Raw genomic sequence first — 14,386 nt, forward strand, 5'->3', positions numbered from 1 at the left:
GGGGGATGGCTGCCGGGGGACAAGCGTTGTGCGGGTGCTCCGTGGAGCGCCCGGCCGGCCTTGGTCACCGGCCCGTGGCCTATGCGTCGATGTTGGCGTAGGCGGCATTCTCCTCGATAAATTCGCGGCGCGGCTCCACGTCGTCACCCATGAGCATGGAGAATATCTCGTCGGCCTGGGCCGCGTTCTCGATGGTTACCTGCTTGAGCAGACGCTGGCCCGGGTCCATGGTGGTCTCCCACAGCTGCTCGGGATTCATTTCGCCGAGACCCTTGTAACGCTGTGTGTGGATGCTCTTGCCGTCGTCCACGCCTCCGGCATACTTGTCGAGGAAGGCCTGTCGCTGCTGGTCGTTGTAGCAATATTCGCTCACCTTGCCCTTGTAGGTGCACTTGTAGAGGGGCGGGGTGGCAATGTAGAGGTGTCCTTCCTCGATGACTTTCGGCATGAAACGGAAGAAGAGCGTCATGATGAGCGTGTCGATGTGCGAGCCATCGACGTCGGCATCGGTCATGATGATAATCTTGTCGTAGCGCAGTTTGTCGATGTTGGCCTCGCGGTCGTCCTCTCCTTCCACGCCGAAGCGCACGCCGATGCTCTGGATGATGTTCATCACCGACTCGGCCTCGAACACCCTGTGCCACTGCACTTTCTCCACATTCAGAATCTTGCCGCGCAGTGGAAGTATGGCCTGCGTGTAGCGGTCGCGGCCCTGCTTGGCCGAGCCGCCGGCCGAGTCGCCCTCGACCAGGAATATCTCGCACTGCTTGGGGTCCTTGTTGGAGCAGTCGGCCAGCTTGCCGGGCAGCCCTCCGCCGCTCATCACGCTTTTGCGCTGCACGCTCTCACGGGCCTTGCGGGCGGCCACGCGGGCCGTGGCGGCCAGAATCACTTTCTCGCAAATCTGCTTGGCCTCGACGGGATGCTCCTCCAGATAGTTGGTCAGAGCCTCGCCCACGGCCTGGTTCACGGCCCCCGATACCTCGCTGTTGCCCAGCTTGGTCTTGGTCTGGCCCTCAAACTGCGGCTCGGCCACCTTGATGGAAATCACGGCCGTGAGCCCCTCGCGGAAGTCTTCGCCGGCCACCTCAATCTTGGCTTTCTCGATCTGTTTGGAGATTTGCGCGTCGTTGTCGGCATAGTTTTTCAGCACGCGGGTGAGGGCCATGCGGAAGCCTGTGACGTGGGTTCCACCCTCGATGGTGTTGATATTGTTCACGTAGGAGTGCAGATTCTCCGAGTAATCTGTGTTGTACATGATGGCCACCTCGATGGGGAGGCCCTGCTTTTCGGTCTTCAGATAGATCACGTCGTCGAAGAGATGTGTGCGGTGCCGGTCGATGTAGCGCACGAATTCCTTGAGTCCATCTTTGGCGTGGAACACCTCGCGGCGCGTCTTGCCCTCGTCGTTGGGGCGCAGATCGGTCAGTGTGATGCGGATGCCGGCGTTCAGAAAGGCCAGCTCGCGCATGCGGCGGGCCACGATGTCCCACTGGAACGTGGTCGTGGTGAAGATGCCGGCGTCGGGCCAGAACTGCTGGCGCGTGCCGCGACGGTCGGTCTCGCCGATGACCTTGACGGGGTAGAGTGGCTTGCCTTTCTCGTATTCCTGCTGGTAAATCTTGCCGTCGCGGAAGACCTGAGAGAGCATGTGGCTGGACAGAGCGTTCACGCAACTCACGCCCACGCCGTGCAGACCGCCGCTCACTTTGTAGGAGCCCTTGTCGAATTTGCCGCCGGCATGCAGCACGGTCATGACCACTTCGAGTGCACTCTTGTGCAGTTTCTCGTGTTCATCCACGGGAATGCCGCGGCCGTCGTCCTGCACCGTGCACGAGCCGTCCTCGTTGAGCGTCACCTCGATGTCCTGGCAAAAGCCTGCCATGGCCTCGTCGATGGAGTTGTCCACCGTCTCGTTGATGAGATGGTGCAGACCCTTTTCGCTGATGTCGCCAATGTACATGGCCGGGCGTTTGCGCACGGCCTCAAGGCCCTCCAGCACCTGAATGTTGGAGGCTGAATAATTATCTTCCGAATTGAGAATGTCTGCCATTTGTTGTTTTGCGATTGTTTGATGCAAAGATACTAAAAAATCGGCATACCGAGAAAACTTTGCCGCCGAAATTACGGTGCAAACGGCGGATTGTCACGGGCGGCCGACGACGGGCCGCGTCCCTGCGAAGCCTGTGGACCGAAACGATTCAAGGCCGCGTATCACGAGGATATGCGACCTTGTATGGTATGAACCGGTGCAAGCGGCGCTTAGCCGAGCTTGTTGACGTGGAGGGCCAGACTCGACTTCAGATTGGCTGCTTTGTTGGCGTGGATGATGTTGGTCTTGGCCAACTTGTCCAGCATCTTCTGAACTACAGGGTACAGTTTAGCGGCCTCTTCCTTGTCCGTGAGCGAGCGGAGCTTGCGAACGGCATTGCGCATGGTCTTTGCGTAATACTTGTTGTGCAGCGTTCTCGCCTTGGTCTGGCGGATTCTCTTGAGTGATGATTTGTGATTTGCCATCTTAATTTCTACTTTATTTTTCTCAATGGTAGTCCCTAGGAGAGTCGAACTCCTCTTTAGAGAATGAAAATCTCTCGTCCTAACCGATAGACGAAGGGACCGTCGGCTTTAATTTTGCGGGTGCAAAGTTAGTGCTTTTTCTTTATCCGGCCAAATTTCCAGACGGAATTTTTCGCTAATTGCTTGGTTTTTCGTATTTTTGCGACCGTATGGAAATCCGAACCCGAGCTGTTGTGCTCCATGCGCTCAAATATGGAGAGTCGCAGCTCATCGTCGATGTGCTGACGCGCGTGCAGGGCCGCCTCTCCTTTATCTGCCATCTGAGCCGCTCCGGCCGCGGCCGCACGAAGAAGCAGTTGTTCCAGCCGCTTACCGTGCTTGAGCTGGTGTTCGACCACCGGCCGGCGCAGCAGCTGCAGCGTTTTCGCGACCTGCGCCTGGCCGCCCCCTTTGTGTCGATACCGTTCGACGCGGCCAAGCTTTCCATTTCGCTCTTTACTGCCGAGTTCCTGACGTACGCCACGCGCGGCGAACTGCAGAACGAACAGCTCTACGACTACGTGGAGCGCAGCATCGCCTGGCTGGACAACGTGACATCGGGCTACGCCAATTTCCACCTTGTTTTCATGATGAGGCTCTCGCGCTTCATCGGTTTCTTTCCCAATCTGGCCGACAATGTGCGCGGGGCGTGGTTCGACCTGCGCAACGGCTGCTTCGTGCTGCGACAGCCGGGCCACCCCGACTATCTGCGTCCCGACGAGGCTTCGCGCATCGGTTTGCTCATGCGCATGGACTTTGACAACATGCGTTTCTTCCGCATGTCGCGTCAGGAGCGCAACCGCTGCACGGAGATCATCCTCTATTATTACAGGCTTCACGTGGCCGGCTTCCCGGAACTCAAGTCGCTGGACGTGCTGCACGAGTTGTTCTGACGGTGCAACGGGTCTGCGAAAACGCCGTAACCGCCGCGCCATTACGGTGTAATGACGCGGCGGTTACGGCGTAAAGGCGATGCGATGAGGCCGTGGACGTAGCGCGTTGGAGGCCTCGCGGGCCGCGGGCTTAGGCCAGCAGCCGGCGCACGATGGCGGAGATGGCCTTGCCGTCGGCCTTTCCGGCCATCTGTTGGGCGGCCTGGCCCATCACCTTGCCCATGTCTTTCATGCCGGATGCACCGGTCTGGGCGATGATGGCCTGCACCTGGGCCTCGACCTCCGCCTCGGTGAGCGGCTGGGGCAGATAGGCTTTGATGACGGCCACCTGGGCCAGTTCGGCGTCGGCCAGCTCGCTGCGGCCCGCGCCGTTGTAGGTGGCTGCGCTCTCCTCGCCCTGCTTGGCGAGCTTCTGCAAAATCTTCAGGGCGGCGGCATCGTCGAGCGTGTCGTTGGCCCCAGGGGCCGTCTTGGCCTCGATGAAATACTTCTTGATGTTGCGCAGGGCTTCGAGGCGCACCTTGTCGCGCGCCTTCATGGCCGTGCGGATGTCGCTGCTCACCTGGTCGAATAGTGTTGCCATGGCTGTTTCCTTTCTGTCAATGCTGGTGAAGACTACACGCCGAAGTTGATGATGCCCGGCGTGGGGTCTGTATTCTCCTCGGGTTCGGGCTCGGGTTTCACGCCGTTGGCCTGGTTGCGGATGGCCTCGAGCGTCTGCCGCGTGCGCTTGTAGGTGGGTGTGTTCTCCACGGCCAGGATGACGTCTTCATTGTCGAGGTCGGCCTGACTGAAGAGGAAGATGTGCGGCCGACGCTTGTGCTGTGTGTTGCTCACGTCGTTACCGTAGTAGCGGTCGCGGCGGTCGCGCTTCTCGGCAGCGCGCTCTTCGGCCTCGGCAATGCGGTTGGCCTCCTCCTGCGAGTGGCGGCCGCGGTGGCTCATGGGCTCTACATCCTTCACGCCGAAGCCGGTGGCGAGGATGGTCACCTTGACTTTCTTGCCCAGTTCGGGGTCGGTGCCCACGCCCCACTTGATTTCAAAGTCCTCGCCGAACTTGGCCATGAAGTCGTTCACGTCGTTCATTTCTTCCATCATGAGGCCCTGATTGTCTTTCTTCTCGTCGCAGAAGTTGATGGAGAGCAGTATCTTCTTGGCGTTGAACACGTCGTTGTCGTTGAGCAGCGGCGAGTTGAGGGCGTCGTCGATGGCCTGTTTCACGCGGCCCTCGCCCTCGCCGTAGCCGGTGGACATGATGGCCACGCCGCCGTCCTTGAGCACGGTCTGCACGTCGCGGAAGTCGAGGTTGATGATGCCGTGCATGGTGATGATCTCGGCAATGCTCTTGGCAGCCACGCTCAGCGTGTCGTCGGCCTTGCCGAAAGCGTCGAGCAACGTGAGGTCGGGATAGATTTCACGTAGCCGTTCGTTGTTGATGACGAGCAGCGCGTCCACGTGCTTGGCCATCTCCTCAACGCCGTCGAGGGCCTGGTCTATCTTCTTGGGGCCCTCGAAGCGGAAAGGAATGGTGACGATGCCCACGGTGAGAATGTCCATGTCCTTGCTGGCTTGGGCAATGACGGGCGCGGCACCCGTACCGGTGCCGCCGCCCATGCCGGCGGTGATGAAGGCCATCTTGGTGCCGTCGTTGAGCATGCGGCGGATGTCGTCGATGCTCTCGAGGGCGGCCTCGCGGGCGCGCGCCGGACGGTTTCCGGCCCCGAGACCCTCCTTGCCGAGCTGCAAGTGCACGGGCACGGGCGAGTCGTTGAGGGCTTGGGCGTCGGTGTTGCAGAGCACGAACGACACGTCGTGGATGCCCTCGCGGTACATGTGGTTCACGGCATTGCCGCCCCCACCACCTACGCCGATGACCTTGATGATGCTGTCCTTCTGGTCGGTGTCGCCGAAGTCGAGGATGGACGGCTTCTGGTTTTCAGTATTGTAATTGTTGTTGCTGTTGTCTGACATCATATCTGGCTGTCTTTAAATGGGTGTGATTCTCTGTTGTGCGTCACTGCCGTGGCCCGTCGGGGCGGCTTATTTGTCGTCTTCCTCGTCCTCGACCATCTTCTTGCCGAAAGTCTTGAGTCCGGTGAACACCTTGTGTAGCAGGGAGTTTTCGCGCTTGCGCCGCCGCTCCTCCTCCTCGGCTTCTTCGGCGCGTCGCCGTTCCTCCTCTTCCTGCAGTCTGCGCAGCCGGGCTTTCTCGGCCTCGGCTTTCTCGGCCTCGGTCTGCACGATGCCCTTGCCGGCGGTCTCAATGAGGGGGCGCGGACTCTTGGGGCCGTCGGCCAACGGGGCGGCCGTGGGGGCGTCGGTGGCAAAGAGCGTGCTGCTGAATTCGTCGCCGGCGCAGTTCATATCGCCACGGGCGAGCAGACCCAGCACGGTACACATGGTGGCGTCCTTGGCCGTGATGGCCGGATGGTTGGACTGGATGGTGTGCGACACGAAGCGCGCCACGCGTATCTTGTCCAGGCGGGTGTGGTTGCGGAAGGCGCGCTCTATGTTCTTCATGTTGGAGCCGCCGCCCGTGAGGACGATGCCGCCAAGCAGCTTGTCGTAGTATTCGCTGGGCACCTGGCACCACACATTCTCGATAATCTCCTGCATGCGGGCCTCTACAATGTCGACAAACTTGCTCATTTCCACCGAGCGCTCGCCGTCAATGGGGTAGGTCTGGGTTAGGTCAATGTCGTTGGGGTCGGTGTAGGCGCTGGCGAATTTGAGCTTCATCTGCTCGGCGTCTTTCTCCTCCATCTGCAGCGAGGCAATGTCTTTCGTGATGTTGTTGCTGCCCAGAGGAATGACGGCCAGGTGGCGCACGATGTTCTTATTGTACACGCAGACGGTGGTGGTGTCCGAACCCAGGTCGACGAGCACGCAGCCGCCGCGGCGTTCGGCATCGGTGAGCACGGCGTCGGCCAGGGCCAGCGGCGACAGGTAGACCTCGGCAATGGCGATGCCGGCGTTGTCGAAACACTTGTTGAAGTTGCGGTAGAACGACTTGCGCCAGAGTATGTTGATGAAGTTTCCTTCGAGGTGTCGGCACTGGATGCCCACGGGGTCGAGCTGGTATTGGTTGTCAATCTTGTATTCCTGAATGGCCACGTCCAGAATCTCCTGCTCGGGATACTGCATGCTGCGGTTGGCATCCATGAGCTCGATGACCATATCCTGGGTGACGATGGTGTCCTGGGGCAGCTCCTTGACCGTGGTGTTCTTGATGCTGCGGATGGATTGCCCGCCCACGCCCACATAGACATGGGCTATCTTGGCCTTGAGCGCGGTCTCGAGTTTCTTGACGATGGTGGAGATGGTCTGCACCGTCTTGTCCACGTTGTAGACCACACCCTTGCGTATGCAGGTCGTAGAGTCTTCCTTGACGACAGCCAGCACGCTGATGCTTCCGTCGAGGTTTTTCTTGCCTGCAATACCGGTCATCTTGGATGAACCCAGTTCTATTGCTACTATAAATTCTGCCATTGGTATGTGTTATAAATCAGTTCAAACTTCGTTTTTTACAGATAATCTGGTTGTCAAACTCGATGTTGATATAGGCATACTTGTTCCAACCGGCCTGCGAGAGGCCGTATTTGTAGAACTTTTCCAGCCGGTCCATCTTGTGGTTGACGTAGTCGGTGACGAGTTTTTTCCGCTGGCCCGTGTGCCGTGTCTCGGGCAGCCGCCCGATGTAGACGATGTGGTCGCCCACGCGCGGCACCAGTTCGATGCCGTGGTCGGGCAGCACATGGATCTGCTCTATCTGGTTGCGCCACAGGTCGCTGGCCGTAAGGGCATTGGCCAGATGGGACACGTAGTTGCGCGCATACCACTGGTTGATGTGTCCCGAGGCGATGATGAGATCGCTGGTGTAGTGGGAGTTGGGCATGATGCTGTTGTTGTCGTCCAGATAGTAGTCCTCGCCGTTGTCTGCTTTGATGCGCAGGGTGGGCATGCGTTGGGTGAGGGTGATGCACACGTGGCCGTCCTGCGTCTTGTAGCACTCGGCATTTTTGACAAAGGGGCTCAGCTTGAGCATCTCCTCAATGCGGCGTGCATTGACCTGCTTCATGGGCTGGTTGAGCGGGTAGAGCCGGTTGCGCTCCAAGCGTGACTTGATTTCTCCGGCCGAGATGAAGCCGTTGGTGGCCTCGTCCTGGATGTTGATGTTGACCTGGGTGCACACGTAGGCGGCCTCGTTCGGCTTGTTGAACGCGGTGAAGGCAACGATGATGTAGGCGCCAAGCACCACATCGAGCGCACCCAGGACTACCTTTCTCCAGTTGATGTGCATCGGCTATTTCTTGGCTTCGATGATGCGGGCCATCTGCGGCACGTCGTTGTCGAGGTCGCCGGCCCCCAGGATGATGAGCACGTCGAAGTCGCGCTGCTTCACGAGATCCAGCACATCGGCCCGCTGCACCATGCTCTTCTCCACGCCGGGGGCAAGCCGGTCGAAGATGATTTGCGAGGTGACGCCGGGGATGGGCTGTTCGCGAGCGGGGTAGATCTCGGTGAGAATCACCTCGTCGAAATGGCTCAGCGCGTCGGCAAAATCGGCACAGAAGTCGCGCGTGCGGGTGTAGAGGTGGGGCTGGAAGATGGCCGTGATCTTGCGGCCCCGGTAGAGTTCCTTGAGACTGCGCGCGCTCTGGAGTATCTCCTGCGGGTGGTGGGCATAGTCGGAGAGCAGCACATGGCGGTCGTTGCGAACCTTGAAGTCGAAGCGGCGGTCCACACCGTGGTAGGTTTCCATGCCGAACCGCAGCTCCTCGGGTGTGCAGCCGTTGAGCTGGGCCATGGCCATGGCAGCGACGCTGTTCTCGATATTGATGGGCACGGGCTGGCCGAGGCGCACGTTGGGCACGGCCTCCACGGGCGAAACCAGGTCGAACGTGATTTCGCCATTCTCAATACGTATGTTCGTGGCATGGAAGTCGCCCTTGTCGCGGCTGTAGGTATAGGTCTTCACGTCGGGTTTCACGTTGGCCCGCATCTCCAGATCGGTATGGATGATGAGGGCTCCGCCGGGCTGGATGAGCTCGGTGTAGTGACGGAAACTTTCGAGATAAGCCTCCTTGGTGCCGTAGATGTCGAGGTGGTCGGGGTCGGTGGCGGTGATGACGCTCATCCACGGACGGAGCCAGTGGAACGAGCGATCGAACTCGTCGGCCTCGATGACCACGTAGTCGCTGCTGTCGGAGAGGATGTAGTTGGTGCCGTAGTTCTTGGAGATGCCGCCCAGAAAGGCGTTGCAGTCTACGTGGCTCTGGTGCATGATGTGGGCGCACATGGCCGACGTGGTGGTCTTGCCGTGGGTGCCGGCCACGCAGAGTCCCTTGTGGGTGCGGGTGAGAATGCCCAGCACCTGGGCCCGCTTCTCGATCTCGAAGCCGTTGGCACGGAAAAACTGCAGCTCCTGATGGTCGGCCGGTACGGCCGGAGTGTAGACCACAAGGCACGACTGGCGGTCGCGGCAGGCATGGGGAATCTCGGCTGCATTTTCCTCGTAATGGATAATCATGCCCTCCTTTTCGAGTTGGCGGGTCAGGGCCGACGGTGTCTTGTCGTAGCCGGCCACCACGAGTCCCTTGCGCATGAAGTAGCGGGCAATGGCACTCATGCCGATGCCGCCGGCTCCGACGAAATAGACGGCTTTGATGTCTTTCAGTTCCATGTATTTGTGCGAAATGTTTGCGATGTGTCGTTAACGGGCGGTGCGGGCCAGCTTCACCACCTCGTCGGCGATGATGTCGGCCGAATCCTTGAGGCCCAGTTTCTGGATGTTGGCACTCAGCGAGGCCAGCTTGGCATCGTCGGCCACAACCTGCAGTGCGGTGCTCAGCAGCATGTCGGGAGCGTCGGCATCTTTCACGTAGACGGCGGCGTCGCGGCTCACGAGGGCCATGGCGTTCTTGGTCTGGTGGTCTTCGGCCACATTGGGACTGGGCACGAGAATGACGGGCTTGCCGATGAGGCAGAACTCGCTGATGGAGCTGGCACCGGCGCGACTGATGACAAGGTCGGCCGCCTGATAGGCCGCACCCATGTCGCTGATGAAGTCGAGTGTCTTGAGATTGGGGATGTCGCCGAAAGCGGTCACGGCCTGGTTCATCTCGTCATTGTAGAATTTGCCGGTCTGCCAGATGAACTGCACCTCCGAGGACTTGACTTCGGCCAGGTGGCGGCGCATGCTCTCGTTGACGGTGCGTGCGCCGAGGCTGCCGCCCACAAGCAGAATGGTCTTCTTGTCGGGGGCGAGACCGAATTGGCGCCGGGCCTCCTCGCGGGAGAGCGGCGTGGAGAGCACGTTCTGGCGCACGGGGTTTCCGGTCATGACAATCTTGTCGGCCGGGAAGAATCGCTCCATGCCCTCATAGGCTACGCATATCTTGGCCGCTTTCTTGGCCAGCAGCCTGTTGGTGACCCCGGCGTAGCTGTTCTGCTCTTGGATGAGGCAGGGGATGCCGCGCTCGGCACACACGTTGAGGGTGGGGCCACTGGCATAGCCGCCAACACCCACGGCCGCCATGGGACGGAAGTCTTTGATGATGTGCTTGGCCATGCGCTGGCTTTTCCAAATGCGGAAAAGCACGGCGATGTTTTTCAGCAGGTGCTTGCGATCGAAGCCGCAGATGGGCAGCCCCTTAATCTCGTAGCCTGCCGCCGGCACGCGCTGCATCTCCATGCGTCCGAGTGCACCGACAAACAGAATCTTGGCATCGGGATGCTTGGCCTTGATGGCATTGGCAATGGAGACGGCCGGGAAGATGTGGCCTCCGGTACCGCCTCCGCTGATGATGATTCTCAATTCGTTGTCCATTTGACCTTGTTTATTTTCGGCAAAAGTAATCAAAAAAAATATGATTTGGCCATTTTCGCCCCACTTTATTTATTTTTTACGCTAAGTATGAGCCACTTATGCTTCGGCTGCCAGGGGCTTCGGACTCTCGTTGCGGATAGTGGCGGCGCGCTTGGCCGAGCGGCTCACGCTGAGGATGGCCCCGATGTAGACGCAGTTGATGACAGATGAGGTGCCGCCCTTGCTCACCAGAGGCAGCGGCTGCCCGGTGACGGGGGCCAGGCCCACGGCCACGCACATGTTGAAAAGGGCCTGTGTAACCAGCAGCAGGGCCAGCCCCATGGCCAGGAAAGCCGGGAAATTGTTCTCGCACCGACTGGCAATGCGGCTCGTGCGGAAGAGCAGGATGATATAGAGCATGGCCACGAAGGCGGCGCCCACAATGCCCGTCTCCTCGATGATGATGGCGTAGATGAAGTCGGAGAATGCCTGAGACAGGAAGTCGCGCTCCACGGAATTGCCCGGGCCCTTGCCGATGACGTTGCTCGTGGCTATGGCGATGTTGGCGTGTGCCACCTGTCCGTCCTTGTCGAGGTCAACGTCTTCGGGGGGCACTTCCTTGCTGTCGAGAAACTTGTCGATGCGCGATTTCCAGGTATCGAAACGGTGGAGCACTCCGCTGCTGCGCTTGCCCTCAGACTGTCCGCTGGTCTGCGCTACCTGCTCGGTAAGGTTGTTCTCGGGCGACAGCTCCTTGATGTCGGTGCCCAGCACCATGACCAGCGTCACGACACCGGTGATGAGCAGCACCACGGCCCCGATGAGCTTGCCGAGTTGCTGGCCGGGTACGCGGCCGATGACCATCATGAAGAAGAGCACCACGCAGAGCAAGGCGGCGGTGGAGAGGTTCTCTGCTCCGATGAGTGGGATGATGAACACGCCCACGGAGAGGATGTAGGGCATGGCATGGCGGTCGGCCCCGGTATCGGTTTGCATGGCGCTGAGAATCTGGGCGGTGGCCAAAACCATGGCCCCTTTGGCAAATTCGGAGGGCTGGAACTGGATGCCCAGAATGGAAATCCAGCGCTGGGCATCGTTGGTGGACTGTCCGGCGAAGTACACCCAAATCAGCGTGAGGAAAGAAATGAGGAGCAGCGGGAAGGTGCCTATCTTGAAATAACGGCACTTGATGTTCAGTGTGACCACCATGAGCAGGATTCCTACGCCGAGGATAAGGATGTGCTTGATGATGGGCGCAAGGTAGTTGCCCCCCTTGTAAGTCAGTTCAGACGAGGCGGAGAACACCTCGACGATGCTGATGAGGCAAAGGAAGAAGAAGACCATCCAGATGACCTTGTCGCCCTTGAATATGTTTCCGAGTCTTTTGTTCATTCGGCTTGTGGGCAGGGATTAAAGGTTTCGGACCAGTGTCTTGAACTGGTCGCCGCGATCCTCCATATTCTTGAAAAGGTCGAAGCTGGCGCAGCAGGGGGAGAGCAGCACGGTGTCGCCGGGCCGGGCCATGTCGTAACAGGCGGCCACGCACTCCTGCATGGAGTGGGTGTCGCGGACGGGGATGCCCAGATGGTCGAAATTGGCGTGCAGCTTGGCATTGTCGGCACCCAGATAGACAAGGCCCACGCATTTTTGTTTCACCAGTTCTTGGATTTCCGAGTAGTCGTTGCCTTTATCCTTGCCACCGATGATGAGAATGGTGGGAGTGCGCATGCTTTCCAGGGCATACCAGCAGGCGTCTACGTTGGTGGCCTTGGAGTCGTTGATATAGTGCACGCCGGCCACGTCGCACACCTTTTCCAGGCGGTGCTCCACTCCGGGGAAGTCGCTCAGGCTCTTGCGGATAATCTCTTTCTTGATGCCGCTGATATTGGAGGCCAGACCGGCCGCCAGCGAGTTGTAGATATTGTGTTTGCCCGTGAGCGAGAGTTCCTCTTGCTCCATATTAAACGGGGTTGGGAACTCCAGTTTGTACTGCCCCTCCTCCATGTAGCCGATGCTACCTTTCTCCTTGAGCTCGGAGAAAGGACACTTTACGGCGCGGATGTCGTACTTGTCGAGCTCCTGCTTGATGACAGGATCGTCGTTCCAAAAGATGAAGCTGTCGTCCTCGGTCTGGTTCTGAAGAATGCGCATCTTGGCATCGACGTAGTTCTGGAACTTGAAGTCATAGCGGTCGAGGTGGTCGGGCGTGATGTTGAGCAGGATGGCAATGTTGCTTCGGAAGTTGTACATGTTGTCGAGCTGGAACGAACTCAGCTCGATGATGTAGTATTCGTGTGGCTCCTCGGCCACCTGCAAGGCCAGGCTGTGACCGATGTTGCCGGCCAGTCCGGCATCGTAACCGGCAGCCTTGAAGATGTGATAAATGAGCGAGGTGGTGGTGGTCTTGCCGTTGCTGCCCGTGATGCAAATCATCTTGGCATGGGTGTAGCGGCCGGCAAACTCGATTTCGCTGATGATATGCGTGCCTTGGGCCATGAGTTTCTGCACCATCGGAGCCTCCTTGGGGATGCCGGGGCTCTTGATGACCTCGTCGGCATTCAGAATCTTGGCCTCCGTGTGGTGGCCTTCTTCCCAAGCTATGCCGTGGTCATCGAGTATCTTCTTGTACTTGTCCTTGATGAGCGAAGTGTCGGACACGAAAACGTCAAAGCCTTCTTTCTGGGCCAGGACGGCGGCTCCCGCGCCACTCTCCCCGGCTCCCAATACTACGATTCTTTTCATTCTTCTTTCTTCTTTACGTGTTAACTTGCCTCATGATGCCGGATGCCTGGCACCTGATGCGTGCTGTGTGCCGCCTCTTCAATGTCTTTCGGTCGGCATCCGCCTGAGCGTCACCTTATTTTGAGCGTGATGATGGTGAGGGCTGCAAGGATAATGGTGACAATCCAGAAGCGGATGGTGATCTTGGCTTCGTGCTTGGGTGAGTGCGGACTCTTGATGAGATAGTGGCAATCGGGGTCCAGCTGCTCCTCGGTGATGCGGAAATTGTCGTGAATGGGCGTGCGCTTGAAGATGCGTTGCTTGATGCCTCTGTGCTTGCCGAGCTTGTAATACCACACCTGAAAGATAACGCTGAGGCTCTCTACAAAGAAGATGCCGCAGAGGATGGGCAGCAGCAATTCTTTGTGAATGATGATGGCACTCACGGCGATGATGCCGCCGATGGTGAGCGATCCGGTGTCGCCCATGAACACTTGGGCCGGGTAAGCATTGTACCAGAGGAAGCCGATGAGGGCTCCGACAAAGGCGCACATGAAGACAACCAGCTCTTGCGAGCCGGGAATGTACATGATATTCAGGTAGGCAGCGAACTCAATGTGCGAGCTCACATAGGCCAGAATGCCCAAGGCCACGCCGATGACGGCCGAGTTGCCTGCACACATGCCGTCCATGCCGTCGTTGAGATTAGCACCGTTGCTGACGGCTGTTACCACAAAGATGGTCATGATGACAAAGAGAATCCAGCCGGCAGCTGTTTTGTATTTGCCGCAGAACGACATGATGGAGGAGTAATCGAGGTTGTGCCCTTTGACAAACGGGATGGTGGTCTTGAGCGTCTTGCGGGCCTCAGCTCGGTGCTTGACGACCACTTCCTGCCCTTGCCGCTCTAACACGATGTTCTCGTTGGACTTCACGTCGGGCGATCCCCATAGCACGAGACCGACAATCAAGCCGATGCCTATCTGCCCCACGATCTTGTACTTGCCCTTGAGACCTTCCTTGTTGCGGTGGAAAATCTTGATGAAGTCGTCCATGCCGCCGAGGAAGCCCAGCCACAGGGTGGTGATAATCATCAGTATCAGATAGATGTTGCGCAGACGACCGAGCAGCAAAACCGGAATGAGGATGGAGACAATAATGATGACTCCGCCCATTGAGGGTACGCCAATCTTCTTGACACCGAACGGATCGATCTTGGCATCACGCTGTGTCTCTGTAATCTGTTTGCTCTTGAGATACTTGATGAAGCGCTCGCCGAACCAGGCTGAGATGACAAGAGACAGGATGAGTGCCAGCAAGGCACGGAAAGAAATGTAGCCCCAGATGCGTGCGCCGGAGATACCAAACTGTTCCAGGAACCGAAAAAGATAATACAGCATGCGAATAC

General features: G+C 58.6%; 12 protein-coding genes and 1 tRNA gene. 1 reads left to right on the forward strand and 12 read right to left on the reverse strand.

From position 1 onward, the window contains the following. Nucleotides 1-79: 79 nt before the first annotated feature. The 3 genes from gyrB to PREDE_RS00470 form a co-directional block, all read right to left on the reverse strand. Nucleotides 80-2,053: a DNA topoisomerase (ATP-hydrolyzing) subunit B gene (gene gyrB / locus PREDE_RS00460; RefSeq protein WP_005845721.1), complete on the reverse strand. Its 1,974-nt coding sequence runs from the start codon at nucleotides 2,051-2,053 to the stop codon at nucleotides 80-82. Nucleotides 2,054-2,262: 209 nt separating this feature from the next. Then, nucleotides 2,263-2,517, reverse strand: coding sequence for a 30S ribosomal protein S20 (rpsT, locus tag PREDE_RS00465; protein ID WP_005845723.1), 255 nt, complete (start codon nucleotides 2,515-2,517; stop codon nucleotides 2,263-2,265). A 26-nt stretch (nucleotides 2,518-2,543) separates the two neighbouring features. After that, nucleotides 2,544-2,618: transfer RNA gene (locus PREDE_RS00470), tRNA-Glu, on the reverse strand. Between the two features lie 108 nt (nucleotides 2,619-2,726). Here PREDE_RS00470 and recO point away from each other — a divergent pair. Next, nucleotides 2,727-3,449: a DNA repair protein RecO gene (gene recO / locus PREDE_RS00475; RefSeq protein ID WP_005845725.1), complete on the forward strand. Its 723-nt coding sequence runs from the start codon at nucleotides 2,727-2,729 to the stop codon at nucleotides 3,447-3,449. Between the two features lie 130 nt (nucleotides 3,450-3,579). Here the strand turns inward: recO and PREDE_RS00480 are convergent, their stop codons facing one another. The 9 genes from PREDE_RS00480 to mraY all read right to left on the reverse strand — a co-directional run bounded on the left by PREDE_RS00480 (nucleotide 3,580) and on the right by mraY (nucleotide 14,378). Then, complete coding sequence (locus PREDE_RS00480; RefSeq protein WP_005845727.1) at nucleotides 3,580-4,032, reverse strand: GatB/YqeY domain-containing protein; 453 nt, start codon at nucleotides 4,030-4,032, stop codon at nucleotides 3,580-3,582. Between the two features lie 32 nt (nucleotides 4,033-4,064). Then, complete coding sequence (gene ftsZ / locus PREDE_RS00485; protein ID WP_005845729.1) at nucleotides 4,065-5,423, reverse strand: cell division protein FtsZ; 1,359 nt, start codon at nucleotides 5,421-5,423, stop codon at nucleotides 4,065-4,067. A 66-nt stretch (nucleotides 5,424-5,489) separates the two neighbouring features. Then, complete coding sequence (gene ftsA / locus PREDE_RS00490; RefSeq protein ID WP_005845731.1) at nucleotides 5,490-6,938, reverse strand: cell division protein FtsA; 1,449 nt, start codon at nucleotides 6,936-6,938, stop codon at nucleotides 5,490-5,492. Nucleotides 6,939-6,954: 16 nt separating this feature from the next. Continuing rightward, the gene (locus PREDE_RS00495; RefSeq protein WP_005845733.1) at nucleotides 6,955-7,749 is read right to left on the reverse strand and encodes a hypothetical protein; all 795 of its coding nucleotides are present in this window, start codon (nucleotides 7,747-7,749) and stop codon (nucleotides 6,955-6,957) included. 3 nt (nucleotides 7,750-7,752) lie between these two features. Next, nucleotides 7,753-9,132: a UDP-N-acetylmuramate--L-alanine ligase gene (gene murC, locus PREDE_RS00500; protein WP_005845734.1), complete on the reverse strand. Its 1,380-nt coding sequence runs from the start codon at nucleotides 9,130-9,132 to the stop codon at nucleotides 7,753-7,755. Nucleotides 9,133-9,162: 30 nt separating this feature from the next. Further along, a complete protein-coding gene (murG, locus tag PREDE_RS00505; protein WP_015298326.1) occupies nucleotides 9,163-10,278 on the reverse strand; it encodes an undecaprenyldiphospho-muramoylpentapeptide beta-N-acetylglucosaminyltransferase in 1,116 nt (371 codons plus the stop codon). A gap of 96 nt (nucleotides 10,279-10,374) precedes the next feature. Beyond that, nucleotides 10,375-11,649, reverse strand: a complete 1,275-nt coding sequence (locus tag PREDE_RS00510) for an FtsW/RodA/SpoVE family cell cycle protein (RefSeq protein ID WP_005845736.1) — start codon at nucleotides 11,647-11,649, stop codon at nucleotides 10,375-10,377. An 18-nt stretch (nucleotides 11,650-11,667) separates the two neighbouring features. Beyond that, nucleotides 11,668-12,999, reverse strand: a complete 1,332-nt coding sequence (gene murD, locus PREDE_RS00515; protein ID WP_005845737.1) for a UDP-N-acetylmuramoyl-L-alanine--D-glutamate ligase — start codon at nucleotides 12,997-12,999, stop codon at nucleotides 11,668-11,670. A 110-nt stretch (nucleotides 13,000-13,109) separates the two neighbouring features. Next, the gene (mraY, locus tag PREDE_RS00520; RefSeq protein ID WP_005845738.1) at nucleotides 13,110-14,378 is read right to left on the reverse strand and encodes a phospho-N-acetylmuramoyl-pentapeptide-transferase; all 1,269 of its coding nucleotides are present in this window, start codon (nucleotides 14,376-14,378) and stop codon (nucleotides 13,110-13,112) included. Between the last annotated feature and the right edge of the window lie 8 nt (nucleotides 14,379-14,386).

The organism is Prevotella dentalis DSM 3688 (assembly GCF_000242335.1).
In the GTDB taxonomy this organism is placed as follows: domain Bacteria; phylum Bacteroidota; class Bacteroidia; order Bacteroidales; family Bacteroidaceae; genus Prevotella; species Prevotella seregens.